The sequence below is a fragment of the Micromonospora sp. C41 genome, from assembly GCF_018070485.1.
Lineage (GTDB): Bacteria > Actinomycetota > Actinomycetes > Mycobacteriales > Micromonosporaceae > Micromonospora > Micromonospora chalcea.
On record NZ_JAGPXP010000018.1, the window covers coordinates 1 to 25,674 of the forward strand.

Genomic DNA, 25,674 nt, shown 5'->3' on the forward strand with positions numbered 1-25,674 from the left:
CCCCGCCACCCCGCCACAGGCGCGATCTTGCAGTTTGGTGCCCGGCAAAGCCTGGCAAAACCGGCACCCCTCGGGCGCCAACTGCAAGATCGCGCGGGACGTGGGCGTGCGGCGCGGCGGCTGGCGAGGAGCGGGCTGGCCGAACACTCCCGTGACACACCCGCGCGACGATCAGGCACCTAACCGCAGTCAGTACGTCAGCGGGCACGAGACCGCGGCCACGCCAGGCGCGGCCCGCAGATCTTGGTACGAAAAGGCCCCCATGAGGGCCCTTTCGTACCAAGATCTACACCAGTTCCCGGGATGCGGGCTGCTGATTTCACTTGGCGAGATTGGGGCGGGAAGCGGTACCCCGCCTGTCGGTGGGCGAGCTTCCGGTGCCAGGCGTCCTGCGGTTGGCGGGGTCAGGCGGTCAGCCGCAATGGGTGCGACCGGAGGTCAGCCAGGGCGAGCGGACGTCGGCGGAGGTCAGCCGCAGCGGGTGCGCTGACGCGGGCCGGACCCCACTCCCGCGAGGGCGCGGAGGACGGCAGCGGCGAGGGTGGTGCCGCGCAGGCGCGGTCAGCGGTAGACGGCGCGGTGGGCGGCGGCGATCGTGCGGGCGTACACCGCGCCGGTGACGGCCCGGTCGCGGGCCAGCGCGGCCCGCGCCGCGTTCGCCCCCGGCGCGCCGTGCACACCGCCGCCGGGGTGGGCGGAGGCGCTGGCCAGGTAGAGCCGGTCCACCGGGGTGTCGGCGCGGCCCAGGCCGGGGATCGGCCGCAGGAACAACTGCTGGTACGCGGCGGCAGTGCCACCGCCGAGCGCGCCGCCCACCAGGCTCGGCTCGGCGGCCTCCAGGTCGGCCGGGGCGGCCACGTGCCGCCCGACGACCGAGGCCCGGAAGCCCGGCGCCGCCTCCTCCAGCACCTCCTCCATCCGCTCCACGTGCCCCGCGACGTCCTCGGCCCGCCAGTCCCGGCGGAACGGCAGGTGCGTGTAGGACCAGAGCGACTCGGTGCCCGGCGGCGAGTGGCTCGGGTCGGCCACCGACATCTGCCCGACCAGCAGGAACGGGTCCCGGGGCAGTTCTCCGCGGGCCAGTTCGGCCGCGTACGTGGTGAGCCCGTCGAGGTCCGCGCCCAGGTGCACGGTGCCGGCGCCGGCCAGTTCCCGGTTCTTCCACGGCACCGGCGCGGACAGCGCCCAGTCGACCTTGAGCGTGGAGCCGTCCCACTTGAAGTGCGCCAGGTCCTCGACCATCCGGGGCGGCAGCGCCGCCGCGCCGACCAGGTCGAGGAAGAGCGCCGGCGCGGGCACGTCGGCGAGCACCGCGCGGCGGGCCCGCCAGTCGGTTCCCCCGGCGGTACGGACGCCCATCGCGCGGCCCCGGGCGGTGAGCACCCGCTCGACCCGGGCGCCGTACTCGATCCGCCCGCCCCGCTCGACCAGCCGGGCCACCAGCGCGTCGGTGATCCGCTGGGCGCCGCCGACCGGCACCGGCCAGCCCACCTGCTGGCCGAGCATGGCGAGCAGCCAGCCGTACACGCCGGAGCCGGCCTCCTCCGGGGACAGGTCGGTGTGCAGGGCGCAGCCGGCCAGCAGGACCGTGCCGCCCTCGCCCTCAAACAGTTCCGCGCCGAGCTTGCGGACGGGCAGCAGGAGGCGGCGGGCCAGGCGGAGCGCGCCGCCGACCCGGAGTTGCCGCAGCAGGCCCAGCCCGCCGCGTACCGGCGGGAACGGGGTGGTGATGGTCTGCAGCATCGGCTCGGCCACCTGGCGCCAGTCGGCGTACGCGTGCCGCCAGCGCTCCCCGTCGCCGGGCGCGAACGCCTCCAGCGAGGCCGCTGTGGTGTCCAGGTCGCGGTTGACCACGGCGGCCCGGCCGTCTGGAAGCAGGTGCGCCAGCACGTCCGGGGCGTGCGTCCAGGACAGGCCGTGCCGTTCCAGGCTCAGCCCGTCCAGGACCGGAGATGCGTACCCGAGCGGGTAGAAGGAGCTGTAGAGGTCGCTGAGGTAACCGGGCGCTGTCACGTACGCGGAGCGGACGGCCCCACCGGGCGCCTCGGTGGCCTCCAGGACGGTGACGTCCCAGCCGGCGTCCACCAGCAGGTTCGCGGCCACCAGCCCGTTGTGCCCGGCTCCGATGACGACGGCGTCGGCGGTCGAGGTCATCGGATCCGCCTACCCGGCCGGTCACCGGGCGAAACGCGTTTGCCCGGCCCAGGCCGGGGCAAGCAGGGCCGCATGTACACGGTTGCGCAGCTCATAGGTGGAGTGTGGGGTGCCGGCGGCGAGGGCGGCGAGCTTGTCGTCCACGATCCGGCGGACGGGTCGCCGGTGACCCGGACGCCGGTGGCGACCGCCGACGAGGTGGCCAAGGCGGTGGAGGCGGCCCGGGGCGTGGCGGCGGAATGGGCCGCGACCCCGACCGCGGAGCGGGCCGCGGCGCTGCACCGGGCCGCGGACGCGGTCGAGGCGGCGGCCGGAGAGCTGGCCGAGGCGACCACCGCGGAGATGGGCAAGCCCCTGGAGGACGCGCGGGGCGGGGTGGCGGCGGGCATCGGCACGCTGCGACAGTACGCCGAACTGGCGCCGGTCCGGGGCGGCCGGACGCTGCACGGCGCGCACGACGCGCTGGACTTCATGGCCCCCGAGCCACGCGGCGTGGTCGCCGCGATCACCCCGTGGAACGACCCGGTGGCGGTGTCGTGCGGCCTGCTCGGCGCGGCCCTGGTCACCGGCAACGTGGTGGTCCACAAGCCGAGCGAGCGCACCCCGGCCACCGGCTGGCTGCTCGCCCGCGCGCTGGACTCGGCGTTGCCGGCCGGGGTGCTGTCGCTGCTCAGCGGCGGCGGCGAGGTGGGGGCCGCGCTGTCCGGGCAGGACGTCGACGTCGTCGCCCACGTCGGTTCCACTGCGACCGGCCGGGCGATCGCCGCCGCGGGCGCCCGTACCGGCGCGAAGGTGCTGCTGGAGAACGGCGGCAGCGACCCGCTGGTGGTGGACGCGGACGTCGACCCGGTCTGGGCGGCCGAGCAGGCGGCGCTCGGGTGCTTCGCCAACGCCGGTCAGATCTGCGTGGCGGTGGAACGCGTCTACGTGCACCGGGACGTCGCCGAGGGCTTCCTGGACGCGCTCGTGGCGCGCGCCGAGGCGCTCACCGTGGGCCCCGGCCGTGACCCGGAAACGCAGCTCGGCCCGCTGGTGGACCGGCGGCACCGGGACCACGTGCACGGGCAGGTGACGGCCGCGCTCGCCGACGGCGCCCGGGTACGCGCCGGCGGTGTGCTGCCGGAGGGGCCGGGCGCGTTCTACCCGGCGACAGTGGTCGAGGGGTGCCGGCACGACATGGCGCTGGTCCGCGAGGAGACGTTCGGGCCGGTCGCCGCGGTGGTGGTGGTCGACTCGTTCAGCGAGGGGCTGCGCTGCGCGGCCGACTCCCCGTACGGTCTGGCCGCCACCGTGCTGACCGGCTCGATGAGCCACGCCCAGCGCGCCTGGCGGGAACTGCCGGTCGGCACCGTGAAGATCAATTCGGTGTTCGGCGGGGCACCGGGGGGCGCGGCCCAGCCGCGCCGGGGCAGCGGTCAGGGCTTCGGGTACGGCCCGGAACTGCTGGACGAGTTCAGCACCGTCAAGGCGGTGCACCTTCAGGCGCCGGGCGGCGGCCACTGGTGAGACGGCACGACACGAGCCCGGGACCGAGGCGGTCCCGGGCTCGACGCGTACCCCCAGGGGTCAGCGACCCCCGCGGGCCTTGCGGGTCGCGTTGTTGTTTGCCTTCTCGATCGCCTTGACCAGTTCCGGCTTGGTCATCCGGGACCGGCCGCGCACGTCCAGTTTCTTCGCCACCTCCATGAGGTGGCCCTTGCTGGCGTTGGCGTCCACCCCGCCGGCCGTCGGCGCGCGCCGGGCCGGGCCGCCGCCTTCGGCCTGCTTGTCGCTGGGCCCCTTGCGGCCCTTGGGCTCCCAGTGGTCGCCCACCTTCTCGAACTCGTGCTTGACCGCGGCGTAGGCGGTGCGGTGCGCCCGCTCCCCCTCGCCGTACGTCTCGACCGCCGAGTCGTGCGTCTTCTCCCAGGTCCGCTGCGCCTTCGCCGGGGAGCGCCGCAGCGTGCTGGGCAGTACCTCGCGCCCGGGCATCTCGTCCTCCTCCTGGAGTCTCGATCGGCTGCCTGGTGTGGTTCCCTCCCGTCCGGCGGGCAAACCGGCGCCCCGGTTTGTCGATTTCCCCCCGGGGGTACCGCCCGGCCACGCCCGGTGGCGGAGCCTGGAGGAGGCGGACATGACCGTGACGACACCACAGACGGTCGGCGGCCGGACGCGGTCCCGTCTCCCCCGCCGGATCCGCCAGCTCAACTGGCGTACCTGGCGCGGCGTGCTGGTGCGCAGCGGCAAGGGTTTCGTCACCGACAACTGCGCCGACTGGGCGGCGGCGCTCACCTACTACGGGGTGCTGGCGCTGTTCCCGTCCACGATCGTGGTGGTGGCGCTGGTCGGCCTGGTCTCCGACGGCCCGCGCACCGTCGACACCGTGATCGACCTGGCCGGGGAGATCGGCGCCGGCTCGGTGGTCGGCAACGACGCGTTCGTGGGTGTGGTGCGCAACGTGGTCGAGCAGCAGGGCTCGGCGAAGGTGCTGCTCAGCTTCGGTCTGCTCGGCGCGCTCTGGTCCGCGTCCGGGTTCATCGGCGCGTTCACCCGCGCCTCCAACGCGATCTACGGGGTGCGGGAGGGCCGGCCGTTCTACCGCCTGCGCCCGTTGCAGATCGGCATGGCCGCGGTGACGATCGTGCTGCTCGCGGTGGTGGCTACCGGGTTGATCGTCAGCGGCCCGGTCACCGACGCGGTGGGTGACCTGCTGCACGCCGGCGCGGTGGCCCGCACCACGTGGTCGGTGGCGAAGTGGCCGCTGCTCGCCGTGGTCGCCATGACGCTGCTGTCGCTGCTGTTCTGGATCGCGCCGAACGTGCAGCAGCCGCGGTTCCGCTGGCTCACCCCGGGCGGCGCGCTGGCGCTCGTGGCCTGGGTGCTCGCGTCCTTCGGCTTCGGCCTGTACGTGGCCAACTTCGGCTCGTACGACGTCACCTACGGCAGTCTCGGCGCGGTCATCGCGTTCCTGGTGTGGCTCTACCTGTCCAACTGCGCGTTGATGCTCGGCGTGCAGGTCAACGCCGAGCTGCAGCGCGGGCGGGCGATGCAGGCCGGCGTCGAGGACCCGGACGACCCGGTGCTGCCGCCGCGCGCCCCGGCCGACGACGAGAAGGCGGACGGGCAGCGGCCGGCCGACCGGTTGCCGCCCGGATGACCGGCTCTCCCGGCCGGCGCCGGTTTACCGGCGGTCCCCCGGGGCATCTCCCAAGGCATGGAACGTGGCAGCAGCAAGCACTCGCCCAGGGTCGACGACCAGATGAGCAGCGAGGTCAGCGGTCTCGTCCAGAGCGCCGGCACCGGCGGTTCGCGGGCCGAGGAGTTCCGGATCCCGGAGCCCGCCGGCGAGGACCAGCCGGAGGCCACCACGGCGCCGGCCGGGGAGCTGCGCAGCGGCACGCCGCAGGGCATGAGCTCCGAGGACGTCGAGGCGCGCAGCCGTCTGGGGCGGTTCATCACGATGACCGCCCTGCCCGGCGACCGGGAGGCGCTGCTGGCGAACGCGCGGGAGAACGAGGCGCCGACGGACATCGTCGCCGCCCTGGAGACCCTGCCCGCGGACGCCCACTACCAGACGATCTCCGAGGTGTGGGCCGCACTCGGGCACAGGAACGAGACGACGCGCTGGTGAGCGGGCCGGCCCACGGCCCGTACGAGACACACACCGGCGGAACAGGAGGAACCCCGACATGAGTGGCGTTACCGAGCACGTGGACGTGGACGTCCCGATCCGGACCGCGTACGACCAGTGGACCCAGTTCGAGGAGTTCCCCCACTTCATGGACGGCGTGCAGGAGGTGCGGCAGCTCTCCGACACGATGACCCACTGGACCGTCGAGATCGCGGGCGTGAAGCGCGAGTTCGACGCCGAGATCACCGAGCAGCTGCCGGACGAGCGGGTGGCCTGGCGCTCCACCGGGGGCACCCAGCAGGCGGGCGTGGTGACCTTCCACCGCCTCGACGAGGGGCACACCCGGGTCACGCTGCAGATGGAGTTCGAGCCGCACGGCGCGGTCGAGCAGGCCGGCGACAAGCTCGGCGTGGTCGACCGGCGCGCCAAGGGCGACCTGGAGCGGTTCAAGCAGTTCATCGAGCGGCGCGGTCAGGAGACGGGCGCCTGGCGCGGTGCGGTCGACCGGCCCATCCCCTGAGGCAACCTCCCCCGCCCTCAGCGGTCCAACGCGGCAGCCAGCGCCTCGGGCCGGCTGAGGGCCAGCAGATGCCCGCCGGGCAGGCGCTCGGGCGTGACGCCGAGCCGCTGCTGGGCCACCCGGGTCTGGAACTCGGCCGGGAAGAACCTGTCCGCGCCGCCGCTCAGGACCTCGGTCGGCACGTCGGGCCACGCATCAAGCGGCCAGGGCTGCGCGAACGGCGTGCCCGACTGCGGTGACCCACCCGCCATGGCCTGGTCGGTGATGTCCTGCGGCACGTCGTGGAAGAAGTACACCAGCGGATCGAACGGCCCGTCGGGAGAGCGGCCCTCGCGCCTGTCGCACTCCCGGCGGGCCTGGTCCTGCCCGGTGTTGGTCCACCAGTCGCCGCCGGTCTCACCGGGCGCCGGGATCATCGCGTTGACCAGGACCAGCCGTGAGACCGGCAGCCGACTGCAGACCAGTGGCGCGGTCAGGCCGCCCATCGACTGGGCCACCACCACCAGGTCCCCGCGGTCACCGGCCGCCTCGACCACTGTTTCCGCGTACTCCGGCAGTCCCGCGCTGTCGTCCGCGGCCGGGAGGTCGACGGCGATCGCCTCGTGGCCGCGCTGCTCCAGCAGGGGAACCAGGCGGTGCCAGTACCAGGCGTCGCCGCCGGCTCCCGGGATCAGGATGTACGTCGTCACGGTGCGAATTTAGCACCAGAGAGTGCTGTAGCGATACCATCAGCGGATGGCGCGCGCATACGACGATCCCTGCGGTCTGGCCCGGGCGCTCAACCTGGTCGGCGACAGATGGGCGTTGCTGATCGTCCGTGAGTTGCTGCTCGGACCGAAGCGCTTCACCGACCTGCGGCGCGGCCTGCCCGGCGCCAGTCAGAGCATGCTCACCGCCCGGCTCGCCGAGTTGGAGGAGACGGGAGTGGTGCGCCGGCGGCGTCTCGGGCCACCGGCGGGCGTCCGGGCGTACGAGCTGACCGAATGGGGGCGGGACCTCGAACCCGCCCTGCTGGGGCTGGCCAGGTGGGGCAGCCGGGGTCCGCTGACCTCGTCGGCGCAGCTGAGCGTCGACGCGCTGGCCCTCGCCATGAAGACCACCTTCGACCCGGCCGCGGCGCGCGACTTCGCCGTACGGTGTCAGCTTCTTCTCGACGGCGACAGCCTGCTCGTCACCGTCGAGGACGGACGCGTCGACGTGGTACGCGCCGACGCCGCCGATCCCGACCTGGTGATCCGGGCCGGCGCCGGGACCTTCCGCTCGCTCATCTTCGGTGGCGTGCCGTTGCATGCCGCCGACGTCGTCGTCCGGGGCGACGGCGAGGTCGCGGCCCGCCTGCTGCGGCTGTTCCGGCGCCCCACGCCGGCCGATGGCCCACAGTGACGAAGCGAATGCTTTCAGCTACCTCTCAGGTGGCGTTGGTAGTCTCCCCGCGCGGCGTGATCCATTATGGACGCCGTTGATCTCGTTGCGGCACAAGGGTTCCAGGTGAATCTCTCCCCGGATCCCGGGTGCCGCACGTCCGGTGGCCGTCAAGGGAGATGTTCGTGGTGTTCAAGAGGATGCTGGGCGCGTTCGGGGTGGGCGGCCCCGCTGTCGACACGGTCCTGGCCAATCCGGGTACCCGCCCGGGGCTGATGCTGGGCGGGCAGGTGAACCTGACCGGCGGCAGCCACGACGTGGAGATCGACCACATCACCGTCGGGCTGGTCACCCGGGTGGAGATGGAGGGCGCCGAGCAGGAGTACGACGCCCTCGTGGAGTTCCACCGGGTCCAGGTCGCCGGCGGTCTGCGCCTGTCCGAGGGACAGCAGATGTCGCTGCCGTTCCAGGTGGCGATGCCGTGGGAGACGCCGGTGACCGACCTGTACGGGCAGCGCCTGCACGGCATGACGATGGGACTGCGCACCGAGGTGGCGATCCGCGGCGCCGTGGACAAGGGCGACCTCGACCCGGTGTACGTGCACCCGCTGCCGGTGCAGGAACGCATCCTGGAGGGCTTCGGCCGGCTCGGATTCCAGTTCAAGGGCGCCGACCTGGAACGCGGGCACATCTCGGGCCTGCGCCAGAGCCTGCCGTTCTACCAGGAGATCGAGTACTACGCCGCCCCGCAGTACGCCCACGCCGTCAACGAGGTCGAGCTGACCTTCGTCGCGAACGAGTACGGCGTCGACGTGGTGCTGGAGTTCGACAAGCGCGGTGGCCTGTTCTCCGGCGGCCATGACTCCTTCGGCCGCTACCACGTCGCGCACACCGACGCCGACCAGGTCGACTGGGCCGCTCAGGTCGACGCGTGGGTCCGCCAGGCCCTCGACGGCTACCAGAGCATGCACGCCGGCCACGGCTACGGACAGCCCGCCTACGGCCCACCCGGCTACGGGCACGCCGCGTACGGCCACCACAAGGAGGAGCACCACGAGCGGCACGGCGGCCCGGGCATGGGTGCCGTCGCCGCGGGCGTGGTCGGCGGCGCCGCGCTCGGCTTCGCCGGCGGGATGCTCGCCGACGAGGTGTTCGACTCCTTCGGCGACGACGAGGGCGGCGACGAGGAGGAGTGAGCCCGGGGATCCACAGTGGATCTCTGGTACCGCTTCATGATCTAATTCCGTCAGGTTTGTCCGCAACCGGTCGGATTGCCCGACCGGAAGTCGAAGGAGTGTGCATGCCCGTCACCGCCGACCTCACCAAGCTGGTCGACAAGGCCTACCAGGACAAGACCCTCACCGAGATCGTCGACGCCCCGGTGTCCGCCCTCGCCGGGGTCAGCGACGGCGACGCCAAGCTGCTCAAGGACGCCTTCAACATCACCACCGTCGGCGACCTCGGCCGCAACCCGTACTTCCGCACCGCCAACGCCCTGGTGGCCCTCACCGGCGCCAAGTAGCGCCATCGCCGATGCCCGGTGGCCCGGGAAGCGTTCCGGGCCACCGGGCATCGGGATCGAAACGAGCCGGGACCGCGGCTGTCGCCGTGCCCGGCCGTTTGCGATCATCCGGTCCGGGTACCGCAGGGGAATGACCGACAACGACCGCCACGTGTGGCGCGACGAGGACCGCACTCCCCTGCACGAGCTGGACCAGGCCATCGCCCGGTCGGCCACGGACGGCCAGGGCGACGACGTCACCGCCAACGACGCCGGCGAGGAGGCCGCGTTCGGGCACGGCCCGGAGGCGGTGGACCGGGGCGCCGGCCCGGAGGCCGAGCGGCGCGAGATGACCGATGCGGACCGGGCCTACCGGCCGTCGACGATCGGGCGGACCGGCCCGGACAGCATGTGATCCCCGGACGGCTGCGGGCACCCGCGCCGATGCCCGTGGCCGCCGGATTCATGCTCGGCCGATACGACAAAAAGTGCGGTACGGACAGCCAGGAAAACGGACAGCCCATCCAGAATCGGCCGAACGGCTGACGGCACTCCCCCTGTCGCGCGCAAGACTTTCGGGATGCAACAGGGCTCCGGTTTCCTCTCCAACCGTCAGCGCAAGCTCGCTTGGCTGGGCTTCCTGCTCGCCGCGATCCAGGCTCCGGTCTCCGCCCGGTTCACCGAGGACAGCTCCTGGCTGTTCAGCCTGGTGGTCGCGCTGATGGTCGCGACCGTGATCATCGCCGACGACGGCGCGCGCCGCCGTCCGGCCGACGCCCGCTCCTCCGACTGAGTCAGCGTGTGCCGGGGCGCGCCTCGTGCCCCGGCATCCCCCGGCTGCGGCGGCGTTCCTTCATCTCGGCCTCGTAGAGGTGCCGCCGGCCCTCGACCAGCTCGTCGCGGGCCTGCCGGTCCAGCTCCCGGAAGAGCGCGTAGTACCCGTCGTCGAAGTCCTCGACGATCTGGAACGTCCACCGCCCGGCGATGACGTTGCGCCCGAGCAGCTCCCGGTCGATCCGCTCGGCCAGGCCCGGGTGCCCGGCGCGGCGGAACATCTCCACGGCGTCGTCGAGCATCAGATCGGCGTGGCCGATCAGCTGATGCAGCTCGTAGAGGTGCCCGCGTGCCCGCTCGACGCACTCCAGGGCCTCGCTGAGCCTGCCCAGCGCCTCGACCGTGGCGTCACTCACCCCGTCGGGGCGGCGGTGCGCCCGGTCCGGTCCGTCGGCCAGATGTCCCATGGTGTCCCTCCGTGGGGCTGCTGCGTGCTCCTCGTGCCGGACTTCTGCCCCCGCACGGGCGACTCAATCCCCGCGGACGACGTGGCCGCTCTCCCGGACGACCCCGCAGTCCGCCGGTCGGCCGAGGTCGGTCCGCACCGGGCGGCGTTAGCCTCGGACACCATGCGCGTGCCGAACAACCGGGTCGCGACCCGCTCCGCGGCAGTGGCCGCGCGGTCGACCCTCACCACGCTGACCGCCGCCGTCGGCACCGCCGGCCTCGCCGCGGCCCACGCGAACCCCGGGCTGCTCGCCGAGGTCGACCAGCACGCCGCCGGGGTACGCGACAGCCTCCACGGCGACCGCCACCCGCTCACCGTGGCGGCGCTCGCCGGATACGCCGAGGGGCTGCGCGACGCGGCGGCGGAGCACGGCTGGACGCCGCCGGCCGAGCCGGTGGACTGGTCCGCGCCGGACTGGGTGCTCACCCGCCTGCTGGCGGTCTGCCTGCTGGCCCGCGGACTCGACCCGCGTCACCTGGCCTGACCGGCAGCCGGCCGGACCCGGACACGGTTTCGGGGCGCCCGCCACCATCCCGCGGACACCCCGTCACCCGTTGCCGTCAGCCTCCCGGCCGGCGGAACTGCTGCGTCTCGTCGCCCATCTCGCCGGAGCGGTACGTACCCGCGCCCGACATCGACGACTGCGGCGCGGCCGGCGTCGGCTGCCCGCCCCGGTCGGCCATCTTGCGTTCGTAGTCGCCCCGGCCGGCCTGCTGCGCCTGCCGCTGCTGCCGGATCGCCCGGGACTCCTCGGCGGCCCGGTGCAGCCAGCCGTCCCAGCGGTCCTGCATCGGCTTGACCAGACCACCACCGACACCGACGATCAGGATGCCGGCCACGGTGGCGAGGAAGGCCACGAGCACCGGTGTGGTCACCGTGGTGGCGATACCCACCTGGTTCAGCGCGGCGATGATGCCGAGCGCCAGGATGAAGATCGCTGTCACGTCGGCCAGCACCCGGCCGTACGAGAGCCCGCCGAGCGCGCCGGAGACCAGGTCCCGGACGGCGTTGGCGATGGCGGCGGCGATCACCACGATCACGATCGCCACGAAGGCTCGCGGCAGCCAGGACACCACCCCGCGGATCAGGTCGCTGATCGCGTTCGGCCCCCACACCCCGAAGGCGAACTGCAGGGTGAACAGCAGGACCGCGTAGTAGGCCAGTTTGGCCAGGATGTCGCTGGCGTCGTACTTGGTGCGTTCCAGGGCCCGTTTGATACCGCCCCGTTCCACGGCGCGGTCGAACCCGACCCGTTCCAGTGCCGCGTCCACGATTTTGAGTACGGCTCTAGCGATGAGCCAACCCACGACGAGAATCGCGATGAACGCGATCGCCCGCGGTACGAAGAGCAGCACCGACCTCCAGAAGTCGGTCCAGGCCGCACCGATGTCGACCTGCCCGACCGCGAGGGTTTTCGGCATGATGTCCCTCCTGTCGCGTGAACTGCGCCGCCCGCATACCCGGTGACCTGGGCAGCACTCCGAGCCGGACCGGGCCAATTTCCCGACATGGGTGATCGAACCGGCCGTGACCTGCCCGAACGTCCGCGCCGCCGGAAGCCGGGACCCGCCACGAACGCATGATCGGAACCAGCCCGCCACGCTCCGGTTAGGCTGCGGTCATGCCAGGCACCGTCGGTCGGGTTCCCACACCGCCCGCCCCCGCACCGGGAGCGCCCGCCGATCCCGTCGTCCACGGGCCGCCCGCGCAGACCGGTCATCCGTGGGCCGGCACGCCGCTGGGCGCACCGCAGGGCTGGGATCCGGCGGTACGCGCCGTGATGGACGTGGTGCTCGCCTCCCCGGTGCCGATGGCGCTGCTCCTCGGCGACGACCTCGTCGTCTTCTACAACGACGGGTACGCCGAGCTGATCGGCGACCGGCACCCGCACGCGCTGGGCCGGCCGGCGGCCGAGGCGTTCGCCGAGGTGTGGCGTGATCCCGGCGCCGGCGAGGCGCTGGAGCGCGTCTACCGGCACGGTGAACCGTTCCTGCAGCGGGAGGCGGTGCTGCCCGCCGACCGGCAGGGTCCGGCCGAGCCGGCCGTGTTCACCCGCGGGCACTGCGCGGTACGCGACTCCACCGGCCGGATCGTCGGCGTGCTCACCGTCTCGGCGCAGACCACCCAGCTGACCCAGCAGTTGCAGAGCCTGAGCGACTTCGCGGCGGCGCTGTCCGGCACGCTCACCCTGGACGACGTGGCCCGGGTGACGCTGCGCTACTGCCTGCACTCCTTCGACGCGGACCGGGTGTCGTTCGCGGTGGACGAGGGCAGCGCCTGGCGGTTGGTCCGCCGCATCCGCGGCGAACTGCTCGACGAGGCCGACGAGCGGCTGCCCCCGCTGTGGCGGCGGATGTCCGCCGAGTCGGCGCTGCCGGCGGTGGTGTCCGCGCGCAGCGGCGTGGCCTCGTTCACCGCCGACGGCCAGCCGCTGCGCGGCGTCGCGGCGGACCGGCACGACGAGAAGATCCGCGCGCTGGCGGCGCTGCCGCTGCGCACGAGTGTGGTCCGTGGCTCGCTCACCATCGGTTACCGGGAGCCGCGTCCGTGGTCCCCCGCGGAACGGGCGCTGCTCGCCGCGTCGGCGGAGCTGGTCGGCCAGGCCGCCGAGCGGGCCCGCCGCTTCGAGACCCAGCACGGCACCGCCCAGATGCTGCAACGCAGCATGCTGCCGGAGCGGCTGCCGGACCTGCCCCGGCTGCGTATCGCCGCCCGGTACGACCCGGGCGTGGACGGCAACGCCGCCGGCGGCGACTTCTACGACGCGTTCCTGCTGCCCACCGGCGCGCTCGGGGTGGTGCTGGGCGACGTGGCCGGGCACGACGTGCAGGCCGCCGCCCGGATGGGCCAGGTGCGCGCCGCGCTGCGCGCGCTCGCCCTGGTCGACCCTCGCCCGGACGCGGTGCTCGACGGCCTGGACCGGCTGGTCGCCAGCCTCGGCGTCGAGGGCGGCACCCAGGAGCTGTTCGTCACAGTGGTGTTCGGCGTGGTCGATGCGGACCGGGAACTGGTCACGCTGGCCAGCGCCGGGCATCCCGCGCCGCTGATCCGGCGCGCCGGACCCGACGCGGCGGTGGCCGAGTTCGTCGACGTGCCGCCCGCTCCTCCGCTGGGCCTGGGCGGGCGGGCGCGTACCGCCACCGTGCCGTTCCGCCCCGGTGACACCCTGCTGCTCTACAGCGACGGCGTGGTGGAGCGCCGCTGGCAGGACGTGGCCGCCGGGATGGCGGGGCTGGGCGCGGCGGTGACCGGAGCGGCCGGCGGGGACCCGCGCGCGCTGTGCGCTGTCGCGACCGCCGCGGTGCCGGGCGCCACCGAGGACGACGTGGCGGTGCTCGCGGTGGAGTACGCGGTCCGGCCGAGCCGGTCGGCGAGCATGGAGGTGCCGGCCGAGCCGACCGCCCCGAGCCGGGTCCGGCACTGGATGACCGCGCAGCTCACCGAGTGGCAGGTGCCCGAGGCGGTGATCGGCGCGGCGGTGCTGTGCACGAGCGAGCTGACCACGAACGCGCTGCTGCACGCCGGCACCGCCGCCCGGGTCGAGGTCGACCTGTCCGCGGAGCGGCTGCTGGTGTCGGTGGCCGACTCGGGCACCCGGGGTCAGGTGACCCGCGCCCAGACCGACACGCTCAGCAGCCGGGGGCGTGGGCTCGGCCTGATCGAGGAGCTGAGCGACGCCTGGGGGACCGACCCGACCGTACGCGGATCGACTGTGTGGTTCGAGATCCTCATCCCGGCGGACGGACCGCGCGTCGGCGACGCCCCGGCCGGGTAGGAGCCGGACATGACCGACGACAAGCGCCGCGGTGTCCTCTTCGACGTGGACGGCACCCTGGTCGACACCACGTACCTGCACACGGTGAGCTGGTGGGAGGCGCTGCGCCAGGGCGACCACCGGGTGCCGATGGCGCGGATCCACAGGTCCATCGGCATGGGCTCGGACAAGCTCCTCGACCACCTGCTCGGCGCGGAGCGCGACCGGGACGCCGACGGCCGGCTGCGCGACGCGCACGACGCGCTCTACGGCGAGTACTGGGAGCGCCTCACGCCACTGCCCGGGGCGCGGGAGCTGCTGCGCGCCTGCGCGGAGCGCGGGCTGCGGGTGGTGCTCGCGACCTCGGCCGCCGAGCACGAGGTGACCGCGCTACGGGCCGCGCTGGACGCCGACGACGTGATCGACTCGGTCACCTCGTCGGCTGACGCGCGGGAGAGCAAGCCGGCGCCGGACATTCTGGTCGCCGCGCTGGAGCAGTCGGGGCTGGCCGCCGAGCGGGTGGTGTTCGTCGGCGACTCGGTCTGGGACGTCGCCGCCGCCGGCAAGCTCGACATCCCCTGCATCGGGCTGACCTGCGGCGGCACCGGCCGCGCGGAGCTGGCCGGCGCGGGCGCGGTCGCGGTGTACGACGACCCGGCCGCGCTGCTGGACGCCCTGTCCGACAGCGCCATCGCCTCGCTCGGCTGAGCGGCGGTCAACCGGCGGGCGCGCGCAGGCTTAGCCGGGTCCGCTTCGGGGCACTGCTGGACTCCACCGCCCGGCCGCCGGGCGTCGGAAGGGTGGTGCCGTGGAACCGGTCGATGTCGCGTTCGCTCTGCTGGGCGTCGGTGCGCTGCTGGCCGGGGTGCTGCCCCGGGTGCTGGAGCGACGGCCGCTGTCGATGCCGATCGCGTTCCTCGGGCTCGGCATGCTCGTCTTCGTGCTGCCCACCGGTCTGCCCACACCGGATCCGCTGCGTTGGCCGGAGCTGACCACCCACCTCACCGAGGTCGGCGTGATCGTCGCGCTGATGGGCGCCGGCCTGAAGATCGACCGTCCGTTGAGCTGGGCCCGCTGGTCGTCGACGTGGCGGCTGCTGGCGATCGCCATGCCGCTGTGCATCGCCGCGGTGGCGCTGCTCGGCTGGTGGTGGGCCGGGCTGGTGCCGGCCGCGGCGCTGCTGCTCGGCGCGGCGCTCGCGCCCACCGACCCGGTGCTCGCCTCCGACGTGCAGGTGGGCGAACCGACCGATGTGGAGGACTCCGAGGACGAGGTGCGCTTCGCGCTCACCTCGGAGGCGGGCCTGAACGACGGGCTCGCCTTCCCGTTCGTGTACGCGGCCATCGCGATCGCCACCACCGGGCTCGCGCCGTCCGGCTGGCTCGGCGAGTGGTTCGCGGTGGACGTGCTCTACAAGCTCGCCGCCGGGGTGGGCGGCGGGTTGCTCGTCGGCTGGCTGCTCGGCAAGCTGTTCTTCCGCGCCCCGAGCAAGCTGCGGCTGGCCCGGCACTCCGAGGGGTTCCTCGCGCTGGCCGCGACGTTCCTCGCGTACGGGCTGGTCGAGGTGATCGGCGGGTACGGCTTCCTGGCCGTGTTCGTGGCCGCCCGGGCGATCCGGGCCGCCGAGCGCACCCACGAGTTCCACTCCGTGCTGCACGACTTCGCCGAGCAGGTGGAGCGGCTGCTCACCGTGCTGTTGCTGCTGCTGTTCGGCGGCGCGGTGATCGGCGGGCTGCTCGCGCCGCTGACCTGGCCGGCCGCGCTGGCCGGGTTGGCCCTGGTGCTGGTGATCCGGCCGCTGGCCGGGTGGCTGTCGCTGCGCGGCGCGCCCGGCAAGCCGGCCGAGCACTGGGTGATCTCGCTGTTCGGCATCCGCGGCGTCGGCTCGTTCTACTACCTGGCGTACGCCACCAGCAAGACCGACTTCCCGCAGGCGGAGCTGGTCTGGGCCACAGTCGGTCTCGTGGTGGTGGTCTCGGTGGTGGCGCACGGGATCGCCGCGACACCGGTCATGCAGTTGCTGGACCGGGGGGGTGAACGCACCGGCGAGGACACGCGGGCCGGGTCGGCGGCGCAGCCGGTGGGCGCCACCGGCTGAGCGCGCCCCGGTTCAGCCCAGCCGGGCGGCGAGCGCGCGGCCGAGGTCCCGGCCGGAGCGCCAGGCGGTCTGCACGCGCGGGCGGCCGAACGCGTCGCCGGCCAGGCCGATGCCGTCGTCGTCCAGGTGGAACGTGGCATCCCCGGCGTGCGCGGCCGGGGTCGCGTACGTCCAGCGGTGCACGTGGGTCGACAGCGCCGGCTCGGGCAGCCCGAGCAGGTCGCGTACCGCCTGCTCGATCGCCTCGCGGGCGGCGGTGGGCTGGAGCAGGTGCCGGGCGGCGAACCCGGCGGTGGTGTGCGCTACGAGCACCGGCGCGCCGTCGCCGCGCCGGTCGCCGTCGTCGCAGACCAGGCTGAGCACCGGGTGGTCGTTGACGAACGCGCCCCGGAAGTCCGCCCAGCGGCGGGCCGGGAAGTGCAGCACCCCGGTCAACGCGGACGACCACCGCTGCGCGGCCACCGCCCGGGTCGCCTCGGCCAGCGCCGGGTCCAGCAGCAGCGCGGCCTGCGGGCCGGGCATGGCGAGCACCACCGCCTCGGCCTCGGCGCCGTCGGCCCGGGGGCCCGGCTCGACTGTCATCACCAGCCGGTTGTGGGTCACCGGAAGGTCGCCGGCCAGGTGTTCGACGAGCGAGCGCAGCCCGCGTGGGGCGGCCCACCGCATCGGGCCGGTGACCTGCTCGCGTCCGCCCGGCCCGTACGCGGCGAGCGTGTCGGTCCACTCCCGCGCCAGCCCGGCCGCCCGCCACCGGTCCACCACGGCGGCGAAGTCCGGGTCGTCGACGGTGAAGTACGCGGCGCCCAGGTCGGCCGGGCGGCCGTCGAAACGCTTGCTGGCCATCCGCCCGCCGGTGACCCGGGCGCGCTCGCGCAGCCGTACCGGGATCCCGGCCCGCGCCAACTCGGTCGCGCACGCCACTCCGGCGATGCCCGCGCCGACCACCACCACGCCCGCCCGGTCCGTCGTCACCAGGTGATCGTAGGCGGCGGCCGGCATGAACCCGGCGGCCCGGGGGTAGTGGAACACCTGTTCGAGGAGAGGTGATGAGCATGGCCGACCGCGCCAGCACCAACGGCAGGAACGTGAACCCGGACGCCGCCGTCAAGGACCCGGACGACTGGGTCACCGGCGACGAGCCGCCCACCGCCGCGCAGGAGTCGTACCTGCACACGCTGGCGCAGGAGGCGGGCGAGCCGGTGCCGGAGGGCCTGACCAAGGCCGAGGCGTCCCGGCGGATCGACGAGTTGCAGGCGGAGACCGGCCGGGGCCGCTGAGCGGTCAGCGCGGGGGCAGGCGGTGCAGCTCGACCCGGTCGAGCCGCCCCGCCGCCACCCGCGCGGTCAGGTACGTGGCGTGCGGCTGCGCCCGCCGGTCGGTCGGCGAGCCGGGGTTGAGCAGCCGCAGGCCGCCCGGGGCGACGCTGTCCCAGGGGATGTGCGAGTGCCCGAAGACGAGCAGGTCGCAGTCGCCGTACGCGGCGGCGCAGCGCTCCTCGCGGCGGGTCTTCGGGCCGGTCTCGTGCACCACGGCGACGCGCAGGCCGTCCAGCTCGACCCGGGCCACCTCGGGCAGCCGGGCGCGCAGCTCCGGCCCGTCGTTGTTGCCGTACACGCCGACCAGCCGGCGCGACCGCGCCTCCAGCGCGTCCAGCAGCGCCACGTCCACCCAGTCCCCGGCGTGCACCACGACATCCGCGGCCTCCACGGCCGCCCACAGCGGCCCCGGAAGATCCCGCGCCCGCTTGGGCACGTGCGTGTCCGCCATGATCACCAGCTCCACCCCCTCATCCTCCCCCACCCCCCTCTTTCCCGCGCCGATCATGAGGTTGGCGGCACTCGGGGAGATCGACTACGCCGTCAACTTCATGATCAACGCGGAGAGGCGGCGCGGGCGGGGGCGGGGGCGGCGGCGCGGGCGGCGGCGTCGGTGATGCGGCCGGCGGCGGTGATCAGGCCGATGTGCGAGTACGCCTGCGGGAAGTTGCCCATCTGCTCGCCGGTGTCCGGGTCGACCTGCTCGGCGTACAGGCCGAGGTCGTTCGCGCGGGCGGCGAGCCGTTCGAACAGCCGCCGCGCCCGGTCCAGTTCCCCCGCCTCGGCCAGGCCGGCGGCCAGCCAGAACGAGCAGATCACGAACCCGGCCGGGTCGCCGTCGAAGCGGCGCAGCAGCCCGTCGCGCGACAGCCGCCGCTCCAGCAGGTCCATCGTGGCGCGCATCCGCTGGTCGCCCGCCGGCAGGAAGCCGACCAGCGGCATGACCAGCACCGAGGCGTCCAGGTCGTCGGAGCCGAACACCCCGGTGTACGCGCCGACCCGCTCGTTCCAGCCCCGGGCGAGCACCGCCGCCCGCACCTCGTCGCGCGTGGCGGCCCAGCGGGCCACGTCGGCCGGCTCGCCGATGCGGGAGCCGAACCGGACCGCCCGGTCCAGCGCGGTCCAGCACTCGACCTTGGAGGAGACGTAGTGCCGCTGCGGGCCGCGCGCCTCCCACATGCCGGCGTCGGGCCGGTGCCAGCCGCGTTCGGCCTGGTCGGCGAGCGTGCGCAGCAGGTCACGCACCTCCGGTGACATGGGGTCGAGGTAGTAGCGCATCAGCCAGGCCGCATCCAGCACCTCGCCCAGCACGTCGTTCTGCCGCTGCCGCCAGGCGTCGTTGCCGACGAGCACCGGCCGGCTGCCGGCGTACCCGGCGAGGTGGTCGAGGTCGTGCTCGGTCAGGTCCCGCTCCCCCTCGACGCCGTACATGATCGGCACCGGCTCGTCGCCGATCCGGCCCATCGCCCGCGCCACCCAGGTGAACTGCCGGTCCGCCTCGTCCGGGCAGGCGGCCCGCCACAGCGCCTGGAGGGTGAGGCTGAAGTCGCGCAGCCAGACGTAGCGGTAGTCGTAGTTGCGGTCGCCGCCGAGCCGCTCCGGCACCGAGGTGGTGGCCGCCGCGACGACCGCGCCGCTGGGCGCGTACGTCATGCCCTGCACCGCGAGCGCGCTGCGCCGCACCTCGTCGCGGTACTCGCCCTGGTAGTCGTGCAACGCCGACCAGGACCGCCACCCGGCCACCGTCTCGGCGATCACCTCGGCGGCGTCGGGCAGCGCCGGTTCGGCGCCGGCGTACGTCGGGGCGTACCCGAGGGTGAAGCGGTGCGTGCTGCCGGCGCGGGCGGTGAACCGCCCGGTGGCGGCGCCCCCGGCGATGGTGAGCGGGACGTCGGCGCGCAACTCCAGGCGGCAGGCGCCGGCGGTGGCGCGGATCACGCCGTCGCGTTCGGTCAGGTAGGCGCCGACGCGGCCGTACTCGAAGCGGGGCGCGTAGTCGACGCGCATCGCCACCTCGCCGGTAAGCCCTTCCACCAGCCGGGCCAGCACCCGCGGCGAGCGCATCCCGATGTCGTGACCGCGCGCGCCGGGCTCCAGCGCCAGCGCGTCGGTGACGGCCACCGTGCCGGTCGCGGTGGCGAAGACGGTACGCAGCACGAGCGCGTCGTCCAGGTAGGAGCGCGTGCTCGTCGACTCCCCCTCCGGGCGGATGCTCCAGTGCCCCGCGTCCTCGTCGAGCAGGCGGCCGAACACCGACGGCGCGTCGAACCGGGGCGGGCACCACCAGTCGACCGAGCCGTCGCGGTCGACCAGGGCCGCGCTGCGCCCGTCGGCGAGGAAGCCGTGCTCGCTGATGTGTCGGGTCGGCACGGGTGTGGCTACCCGGCGCGGGGCGTCGGCATGCCTCGCCACATCGGTCCGGGCCGGTGCGTTACCGCTGCCCGGCGACGGGAACGCGGCGGGTTGACGAAGGAGGATGCTCATGACCAGACCCTCGACTCCGACCACGGCCTGGCAACCCGGCATGCCGGGCAGCGACAACCTCCCGTCCGGCCCGGGCGGTCGCCCGACGCCGCCGAGCGGGGACGGGCACGGACCGCAGACCGGTTCGGCGACCGTCACAATCGGCTCGTACCCGGACTATCCGTCCGCCCAGCGGGTGGTGGACTATCTGGCCGACAACCGGTTCCCGGTGGAACGTACCTCGATCGTCGGTACGGACCTCACGCTCGTGGAGACCGTGATGGGACGGCTCACCACGGGCCGGGCGGCCCTGCTCGGGGCCGGCACCGGCGCCTGGTTCGGTTTGTTCATCGGGTTGCTCTTCGGCATCTTCACCGCCGGCAACTGGCTCGCGGTGATCCTGGTCGGCCTGGTGATCGGCGCGATCTGGGGTGCCGTGTTCGGCGCTGTCGCGCACGCGATGAGCGGCGGTCAGCGTGACTTCACGTCGGCCAGTTCGCTGCGGGCCGCCCAGTACGCGGTGACGGTGGACGCGGAGATGGCCGGGCAGGCCCAGCAGCTGCTCAGCCGGATGCACCTGACACCGACGGGCGCCACCGCCCGCTGACCGGCAGGGCGATGAGGGGAGGGCCGGGCGGCCCTCCCCTCATTCGTGGTACGCGCGCTCGCCGGCGCGCAGCGGCACGTCCACCCGGTTCTCCGGCGGGGCCAGCGGGCAGGCCCACCTGTCGTCGTAGGCGCAGCTGGGGTTGTAGAGGTAGTTCGCGTCCAGCCGGACCCGGTCGCCGGGCAGCACGGTCAGGCCGCGGCCGAACGTGCCCTTCACCGTGTCGGTGAGGTACCGGCCCCCGCCGTACGACCCGTCGCCGCAGGTGGCGTCACGCACGGGCAGGAAGAGCCCGCCCCCGTACGCCTCGATCCACCAGAGCGTGAGCGGTCCCCACGGCGTGTCGGCGACGGCCACCCGCCGGTACGCGACCACGCCGTCCGGGCCGCCGGTGTCGATGCGCAGCTCGCCGGAGGCGGCGCGCAGCGGCGCCTCGACCACTGCCGACGGGTCGGGCGGGTACCAGCGCAGCCCGGTGAAGCCGGGCCGGTCGGCGGGCGGCACCGGGCTGCTGGGGTGGGTGCGGAACAGCTCGTCGCGGGCGGCCCGGAAGCCGGCCAGGTCGAGGTCGGACAGGTAGAGCGCCGCCACCCGCTCCCGCCAGTCGAGCAGGTCGAGATCGTCCATTCCCCGACCCTAGCCGGGCGGCCCGTTCAGGTTTTAAGAAGCCCCCTAAGGCGCGCTGGTCCGCGCATGCCAGGGCCACTTGTTTAAATTTTAAATAGTGCTACTCTCGGAGCCATGACGGAGAGCCTGGACGCCGAGCGGATGGCCTGCTGGCGCGCGTACATCGAGTCGAGCCAGCGGCTGTTCACCCGGCTCGAGGACGACCTGCGCGCCGACAGCGACCTGAGCTTCGCCGACTACCACGTGCTGGTGCTGCTCTCCGAGGCGCCCGGCCAGCGGCTGCGCATGGGGGAGCTGGCCGACCGGCTGGTGTTCTCGCCGAGCCGGCTGACCTACCAGATCACCACGATGCGCAAGCGCGGACTGGTGGCGAAGGAGGCGTGTCCGGCCGACCGGCGCGGCAGCGAGGCAGTGCTCACCGCGGCCGGCCTGTTCGCCCTGCGCGAGGCCGCGCCGCACCACCTGCGCTCCGTGCGCGCCCACCTGATCGACGACCTCGACGACGCCGAGGTCGCCTGCCTCACCCGGGTCTTCGAGCGGCTCGGCCGGCGCCTGCGCGCCGACCGCACCGCGTCGTCCGTCCCGGCCGACAAGTAAGGAGCCCCGCGATGCCCGCGATCACCGTCGACGACGTCCTCGTCCTGCCCCGCCTGCCGAAGCTCGGCGAGGCCACCGAATACCGCTCCGTCCGCCGGGTCACCACTGCCCCCAGCGGGTACGAGGGCGAGGGCTTCCCGGTCCGCCGGGCCTTCGCCGGCGTGCCGATGACCGAGCTGGACCCGTTCATCCACCTCGACCAGATGGGCGAGGTCGACTACGCGCCGGGCGAGCCGAAGGGTACCTCCTGGCACCCGCACCGCGGCTTCGAGACGGTGACCTACATGATCGACGGGATCATGGACCACCAGGACTCGACCGGTGGCGGCGGCACCATCACCGACGGCGACACTCAATGGATGACGGCCGGAAGTGGCCTGCTTCACATCGAGGCGCCGCCGGAGCACCTGGTGATGAGCGGCGGGCTGTTCCACGGCCTGCAGCTCTGGGTCAACCTGCCCAGCATCGCCAAGATGAGCGCGCCCCGCTACCAGGACATCCGCGGCCGGGAGTCGGCGCTGCTCACCACGCCCGACGGCGGCGGCCTGATCCGGGTCATCGCCGGGGAGGTCGCCGGGCACCAGGGTCCCGGCTCGACGCACACGCCGATCACCATCGCGCACGTCACGTTGCAGCCCGGCGCCGAGCTGAGCCTGCCGTGGCGGTCGGACTTCAACGCGCTGGTGTACGTGCTGGCCGGCCGCGGCACCGTCGGCACCGACCGGCGGCCGATCCACCTCGGCCAGCTCGCCGTGCACGGGCCCGGCGAGGCGCTGCGGATCACCGCCGACCGGACGCAGGACTCCAACGCCCCGGCGCTGGAGCTGTACCTGATGGGCGGCCAGCCGATCCGCGAGCCGGTGGCGCACTACGGCCCGTTCGTGATGAACACCCGCGCCGAGCTGATCCAGGCGGTCGAGGACTTCCAGGCCGGCCGGCTCGGGGTGATCCCGACCGGGCGGGTGCCGCACAGCGACGGCCAGGGCGACCGGCCCTGACCTGCCACGGGCGCCCCGGTTCGCCGGGGCGCCCGGCCGCGGTCTCAGGAGACGGCGAAGATCCCGGCCACCCCGAGGATCACCATCAACAGGACCGCCACCAGCGCACCCCGCTCCCCCTCCACCGCCTGGTCGCGGTCGTCGGTCACGGTGTTCGTCGTCTCGGCGGGCATGTCGGTGCCTCCTCGGTGTCGCGATCCAGGGGTCCGGCGTCCCCCTGGCGCGCGGCACCCACGCGACCTGCTGCTCGCCGTGCGGGGTCCTGCCGGGGGTCCTACCGTGTGAGGACGTCGTCGACCTCGGGGGTGGAACGTGACTCTGCGGGACTGGTTCCTCACCGCACAGGAACGCGCCAACCCGGGGTCTGAGTTACCCGTCTGGACCGATGGAAACCTCGCCGAGCCGTTGATTCACGGAGCCGCGTACTTCGACCGCCTGGTCAGCGAGGTGGAATCGCTCACCGCGGGCGATCATCTGTTCTTCACCGACTGGCGCGGCGACCCGGACGAGCGGATGCGCCCGGACGGCCCGACCGTGGCGCAGTTGTTCGCGCGGGCCGCCCAGCGCGGGGTGATCGTCAAGGGCCTGATCTGGCGCTCCCACCTCGACACGCTGTCCTACAGCGAGGCGGAGAACCGCGACCTCAGCGAGGCGATCCGGGCGGCCGGCGGCGAGGTGCTGCTCGACCAGCGGGTCCGGCGCGGTGGCTCGCACCACCAGAAGCTGGTGGTGCTGCGCCATCCGGGCGACCCGAGCCGGGACATCGCGTTCGCCGGCGGCATCGACCTGTGCCACAGCCGCCGCGACGACGCCGGCCACGCCGGCGACCCGCAGCCGATCGGCATGTCCCCCCGGTACGGCCCCACGCCGCCCTGGCACGACGTGCAGCTCGCGGTGCGCGGGCCGGTCGTCGGCGCGCTCGACACCACGTTCCGGGAGCGGTGGACCGACCCGATGCCGCTGGACTCGGAGAACCCGATGGCCTACCTGCGGGACCGGCTGCGCGGCTCCGACCTGCGCCCGGACCCGCTGCCCGAACAGCCCGCCGACCCGCCGCCCTGCGGGCCGCACCACGTGCAGGTGCTGCGCACCTACCCGGCGGTGCGGCCCCGCTACTCGTTCGCCCCGGACGGCGAGCGCACCGTGGCCCGCGGCTACACCAAGGCGGTACGCCGGGCCCGGCGGCTGATCTACCTGGAGGACCAGTACCTCTGGTCGACCGAGGTGGCCGAGCTGTTCGCGCAGGCGCTGCACGAGCATCCGGACCTGCACCTGGTGGCGGTCGTGCCCCGGCACCCGGACGTGGACGGCCGGCTCGCGCTGCCGCCGAACATGGTGGGCCGGGAGCAGGCGCTGTCGCTGTGCCACCGGGCCGCGCCGGAGCGGGTGCACGTGTTCGACGTGGAGAACCGCGACGGCACGCCGGTCTACGTGCACGCGAAGGTCTGCGTGGTGGACGACGTGTGGGCCAGCGTGGGCAGCGACAACTTCAACCGCCGCTCCTGGACGCACGACAGCGAGTTGTCCTGCGCGGTGCTCGACGACACCCGGGACACCCGCGCGCCGGCCGACCCGGCCGGGATGGGCGACGGCGCCCGGGTGTTCGCCCGCGACCTGCGGCTGCGGCTGTGGCGCGAGCACCTGGACCGTGATCCCGGCGGCACGCAGGACGACGACCTGCTGGACCCGGCGGACGCGGTGGCCGCGATCACCACGGCGGCGGAGGAACTGGACCGCTGGCACGCCGGGGGCCGGGCCGGTCCCCGTCCGCCGGGCCGGTTGCGGCCGCACCGCCCGGAGCGGCTGCCCTGGCGTACGCGGCTCTGGGCGCTGCCCGCGTACCGGCTGGTCTACGACCCGGACGGCAGGCCGCTGCGCGCCCGGCGGGCCGGCACCTGGTGACGGTCGCTCACCTCGTCGGGCACGTTCGGACGGGCCGGATAGGCGAACGAGACCCGGGGCGAGTAGAACCCCCAGCACACGTGCAGCGGGTTGGCCGGCCGCAGCGCGTGGACCGGATGGTCCGGCGCCGGGAACTCCACCGACTCGACCTCGAACGGTGACACCGGCTCGGCCACGTACGGATAGTCGGTGACGATCAGCTCGCCGTCGCGGCCGGTGAGGTAGCGGTGGTGGCCGTTGTGGACCTCGGTGCCGGTGTGCCCGACCCGGGCGGTGACCCGGATCAGCAGCGTGCCGTCGCCGGCCCGGGTCTCGGCGGTGAGCCGGTCGCCCCGCAGGTCCAGGCGCGTCTCCCCGGCGGCGGCGGGCGCGCCCCGTGCGGCGGCGTACCGCCGGACCCGCTCGCTGGAGGAGAAGTAGTGGGTCCACCAGCCACCCGGCGTCCCGCCGTCGGGCGGATCCATGTCCGTCAGTGAGACACCCAGGTAGGTGAGCGAGTACGCGCCGAAGCCGGAGGTCTGTGTCTCGTCGTCGACCACGTACTGGTTGACGAAGACCTGACGCTGCGGGTGCGGACGCAGACCGGCGGGCAGCAGGGTCTCGACCACGCCGGGATCCGCCGGGAGCCAGCTGAACAGCAGCGTCCGGGCGTTGATGACGAGTTGCGGCGCGGCGGGATCCAGCACGGTGCCTCCGTTGACGTGTCGCTACGGACGGTACGGGCGGTCCCGTCGGCGGGACAACGACAGAAAGGCGACACTTCGCCCACCTGTCGGATTCCGCGTTGACCGATCAGGGCGCGCTATGCCCGGAAAAACGAGGTCCATACCCCGCCACACCTTAAGTACATCGTACTTTCGGCTAGATTTCGGCAGCACGATCG

General features: G+C 73.8%; 29 protein-coding genes. 18 read left to right on the forward strand and 11 right to left on the reverse strand.

Annotation, left to right across the window (positions count from 1 at the left end):
• Positions 1–561: 561 nt before the first annotated feature.
• The gene (locus KBX43_RS19605; protein ID WP_210886350.1) at positions 562–2,154 is read right to left on the reverse strand and encodes an NAD(P)/FAD-dependent oxidoreductase; all 1,593 of its coding nucleotides are present in this window, start codon (positions 2,152–2,154) and stop codon (positions 562–564) included.
• Positions 2,155–2,226: 72 nt separating this feature from the next.
• Here KBX43_RS19605 and KBX43_RS19610 point away from each other — a divergent pair, with 72 nt between their 5' ends.
• A complete protein-coding gene (locus tag KBX43_RS19610) occupies positions 2,227–3,660 on the forward strand; it encodes an aldehyde dehydrogenase (RefSeq protein ID WP_064448757.1) in 1,434 nt (477 codons plus the stop codon).
• A gap of 60 nt (positions 3,661–3,720) precedes the next feature.
• Here KBX43_RS19610 and KBX43_RS19615 read toward each other — a convergent pair whose 3' ends face one another.
• On the reverse strand, positions 3,721–4,125 hold the full coding sequence (locus KBX43_RS19615) for a ChaB family protein (protein WP_210869986.1): 405 nt from the start codon (positions 4,123–4,125) through the stop codon (positions 3,721–3,723).
• Positions 4,126–4,267: 142 nt separating this feature from the next.
• On the opposite strand from KBX43_RS19615, the gene KBX43_RS19620 reads away from it, so the two are divergent.
• Genes KBX43_RS19620 through KBX43_RS19630 form a run of 3 tightly spaced genes read left to right on the forward strand, consistent with a single transcriptional unit; the run spans position 4,268 to position 6,284 of the window.
• Positions 4,268–5,290, forward strand: coding sequence for a YihY/virulence factor BrkB family protein (locus KBX43_RS19620; RefSeq protein ID WP_113973173.1), 1,023 nt, complete (start codon positions 4,268–4,270; stop codon positions 5,288–5,290).
• 57 nt (positions 5,291–5,347) lie between these two features.
• On the forward strand, positions 5,348–5,764 hold the full coding sequence (locus tag KBX43_RS19625; RefSeq protein WP_043325035.1) for a DUF2795 domain-containing protein: 417 nt from the start codon (positions 5,348–5,350) through the stop codon (positions 5,762–5,764).
• 58 nt (positions 5,765–5,822) lie between these two features.
• Positions 5,823–6,284: an SRPBCC family protein gene (locus KBX43_RS19630; RefSeq protein WP_030499861.1), complete on the forward strand. Its 462-nt coding sequence runs from the start codon at positions 5,823–5,825 to the stop codon at positions 6,282–6,284.
• A 17-nt stretch (positions 6,285–6,301) separates the two neighbouring features.
• On the opposite strand, the gene KBX43_RS19635 is transcribed toward KBX43_RS19630, so the two are convergent.
• A complete protein-coding gene (locus KBX43_RS19635) occupies positions 6,302–6,973 on the reverse strand; it encodes an alpha/beta fold hydrolase (protein ID WP_064448759.1) in 672 nt (223 codons plus the stop codon).
• Between the two features lie 46 nt (positions 6,974–7,019).
• Here KBX43_RS19635 and KBX43_RS19640 point away from each other — a divergent pair, with 46 nt between their 5' ends.
• From KBX43_RS19640 to KBX43_RS19660, 5 genes are all read left to right on the forward strand, one after another.
• Positions 7,020–7,667: a helix-turn-helix domain-containing protein gene (locus KBX43_RS19640; RefSeq protein WP_210869988.1), complete on the forward strand. Its 648-nt coding sequence runs from the start codon at positions 7,020–7,022 to the stop codon at positions 7,665–7,667.
• A gap of 164 nt (positions 7,668–7,831) precedes the next feature.
• Positions 7,832–8,842 carry a sporulation protein gene (locus KBX43_RS19645; RefSeq protein WP_210886354.1) on the forward strand — a complete coding sequence of 337 codons (1,011 nt, stop codon included), beginning with the start codon at positions 7,832–7,834 and terminating at the stop codon, positions 8,840–8,842.
• A gap of 104 nt (positions 8,843–8,946) precedes the next feature.
• On the forward strand, positions 8,947–9,168 hold the full coding sequence (locus KBX43_RS19650; RefSeq protein WP_018788305.1) for a hypothetical protein: 222 nt from the start codon (positions 8,947–8,949) through the stop codon (positions 9,166–9,168).
• Positions 9,169–9,298: 130 nt separating this feature from the next.
• Positions 9,299–9,562 carry a hypothetical protein gene (locus KBX43_RS19655; RefSeq protein ID WP_030270328.1) on the forward strand — a complete coding sequence of 88 codons (264 nt, stop codon included), beginning with the start codon at positions 9,299–9,301 and terminating at the stop codon, positions 9,560–9,562.
• Between the two features lie 165 nt (positions 9,563–9,727).
• Positions 9,728–9,940, forward strand: a complete 213-nt coding sequence (locus tag KBX43_RS19660) for a hypothetical protein (protein WP_030499856.1) — start codon at positions 9,728–9,730, stop codon at positions 9,938–9,940.
• 1 nt (position 9,941) lies between these two features.
• Here the strand turns inward: KBX43_RS19660 and KBX43_RS19665 are convergent, their stop codons facing one another.
• Positions 9,942–10,388, reverse strand: coding sequence for a hypothetical protein (locus KBX43_RS19665; protein ID WP_030499855.1), 447 nt, complete (start codon positions 10,386–10,388; stop codon positions 9,942–9,944).
• A gap of 162 nt (positions 10,389–10,550) precedes the next feature.
• On the opposite strand from KBX43_RS19665, the gene KBX43_RS19670 reads away from it, so the two are divergent.
• The gene (locus KBX43_RS19670) at positions 10,551–10,913 is read left to right on the forward strand and encodes a DUF6401 family natural product biosynthesis protein (protein WP_064448772.1); all 363 of its coding nucleotides are present in this window, start codon (positions 10,551–10,553) and stop codon (positions 10,911–10,913) included.
• 76 nt (positions 10,914–10,989) lie between these two features.
• On the opposite strand, the gene KBX43_RS19675 is transcribed toward KBX43_RS19670, so the two are convergent.
• Positions 10,990–11,850, reverse strand: a complete 861-nt coding sequence (locus KBX43_RS19675; protein ID WP_043325037.1) for a hypothetical protein — start codon at positions 11,848–11,850, stop codon at positions 10,990–10,992.
• 200 nt (positions 11,851–12,050) lie between these two features.
• Between KBX43_RS19675 and KBX43_RS19680 the strand changes: the two genes are divergently transcribed.
• The 3 genes from KBX43_RS19680 (at position 12,051) to KBX43_RS19690 (ending at position 16,281) form a co-directional block, all read left to right on the forward strand.
• Complete coding sequence (locus KBX43_RS19680) at positions 12,051–14,204, forward strand: SpoIIE family protein phosphatase (protein WP_210886358.1); 2,154 nt, start codon at positions 12,051–12,053, stop codon at positions 14,202–14,204.
• Between the two features lie 9 nt (positions 14,205–14,213).
• On the forward strand, positions 14,214–14,891 hold the full coding sequence (locus KBX43_RS19685; protein ID WP_166456366.1) for an HAD family hydrolase: 678 nt from the start codon (positions 14,214–14,216) through the stop codon (positions 14,889–14,891).
• A 100-nt stretch (positions 14,892–14,991) separates the two neighbouring features.
• Positions 14,992–16,281, forward strand: a complete 1,290-nt coding sequence (locus KBX43_RS19690; RefSeq protein WP_210886374.1) for a cation:proton antiporter — start codon at positions 14,992–14,994, stop codon at positions 16,279–16,281.
• A 12-nt stretch (positions 16,282–16,293) separates the two neighbouring features.
• Here KBX43_RS19690 and KBX43_RS19695 read toward each other — a convergent pair whose 3' ends face one another.
• Positions 16,294–17,232, reverse strand: a complete 939-nt coding sequence (locus tag KBX43_RS19695; RefSeq protein ID WP_043330356.1) for an NAD(P)/FAD-dependent oxidoreductase — start codon at positions 17,230–17,232, stop codon at positions 16,294–16,296.
• Between the two features lie 101 nt (positions 17,233–17,333).
• Here KBX43_RS19695 and KBX43_RS19700 point away from each other — a divergent pair, with 101 nt between their 5' ends.
• Complete coding sequence (locus KBX43_RS19700; RefSeq protein ID WP_043330357.1) at positions 17,334–17,558, forward strand: DUF3072 domain-containing protein; 225 nt, start codon at positions 17,334–17,336, stop codon at positions 17,556–17,558.
• Between the two features lie 4 nt (positions 17,559–17,562).
• Here KBX43_RS19700 and KBX43_RS19705 read toward each other — a convergent pair whose 3' ends face one another.
• Together KBX43_RS19705 and KBX43_RS19710 are read right to left on the reverse strand one after the other, a co-directional pair.
• A complete protein-coding gene (locus KBX43_RS19705; RefSeq protein ID WP_210886377.1) occupies positions 17,563–18,063 on the reverse strand; it encodes a metallophosphoesterase in 501 nt (166 codons plus the stop codon).
• 89 nt (positions 18,064–18,152) lie between these two features.
• On the reverse strand, positions 18,153–19,967 hold the full coding sequence (locus tag KBX43_RS19710; RefSeq protein ID WP_210886380.1) for a glycoside hydrolase family 15 protein: 1,815 nt from the start codon (positions 19,965–19,967) through the stop codon (positions 18,153–18,155).
• Between the two features lie 112 nt (positions 19,968–20,079).
• Between KBX43_RS19710 and KBX43_RS19715 the strand changes: the two genes are divergently transcribed.
• Complete coding sequence (locus tag KBX43_RS19715; protein WP_113973176.1) at positions 20,080–20,667, forward strand: general stress protein; 588 nt, start codon at positions 20,080–20,082, stop codon at positions 20,665–20,667.
• A gap of 39 nt (positions 20,668–20,706) precedes the next feature.
• Here the strand turns inward: KBX43_RS19715 and KBX43_RS19720 are convergent, their stop codons facing one another.
• Positions 20,707–21,294: a DUF1684 domain-containing protein gene (locus tag KBX43_RS19720; protein ID WP_210886383.1), complete on the reverse strand. Its 588-nt coding sequence runs from the start codon at positions 21,292–21,294 to the stop codon at positions 20,707–20,709.
• 114 nt (positions 21,295–21,408) lie between these two features.
• Here KBX43_RS19720 and KBX43_RS19725 point away from each other — a divergent pair, with 114 nt between their 5' ends.
• Together KBX43_RS19725 and KBX43_RS19730 are read left to right on the forward strand one after the other, a co-directional pair.
• Positions 21,409–21,891: a MarR family winged helix-turn-helix transcriptional regulator gene (locus tag KBX43_RS19725; protein WP_043325045.1), complete on the forward strand. Its 483-nt coding sequence runs from the start codon at positions 21,409–21,411 to the stop codon at positions 21,889–21,891.
• 11 nt (positions 21,892–21,902) lie between these two features.
• Positions 21,903–22,889, forward strand: a complete 987-nt coding sequence (locus tag KBX43_RS19730) for a pirin family protein (protein WP_069089910.1) — start codon at positions 21,903–21,905, stop codon at positions 22,887–22,889.
• Between the two features lie 44 nt (positions 22,890–22,933).
• On the opposite strand, the gene KBX43_RS31935 is transcribed toward KBX43_RS19730, so the two are convergent.
• Positions 22,934–23,062: a hypothetical protein gene (locus KBX43_RS31935; protein ID WP_255292629.1), complete on the reverse strand. Its 129-nt coding sequence runs from the start codon at positions 23,060–23,062 to the stop codon at positions 22,934–22,936.
• Positions 23,063–23,201: 139 nt separating this feature from the next.
• Here KBX43_RS31935 and KBX43_RS19735 point away from each other — a divergent pair, with 139 nt between their 5' ends.
• Positions 23,202–24,791 (forward strand): phospholipase D-like domain-containing protein, encoded by a 1,590-nt coding sequence (locus KBX43_RS19735; protein ID WP_064448763.1) that lies wholly within the window; start codon positions 23,202–23,204, stop codon positions 24,789–24,791.
• On the opposite strand, the gene KBX43_RS19740 is transcribed toward KBX43_RS19735, so the two are convergent.
• Positions 24,740–25,477, reverse strand: a complete 738-nt coding sequence (locus KBX43_RS19740; RefSeq protein WP_166456371.1) for a hypothetical protein — start codon at positions 25,475–25,477, stop codon at positions 24,740–24,742. The genes KBX43_RS19735 and KBX43_RS19740 overlap by 52 nt on opposite strands.
• Between the last annotated feature and the right edge of the window lie 197 nt (positions 25,478–25,674).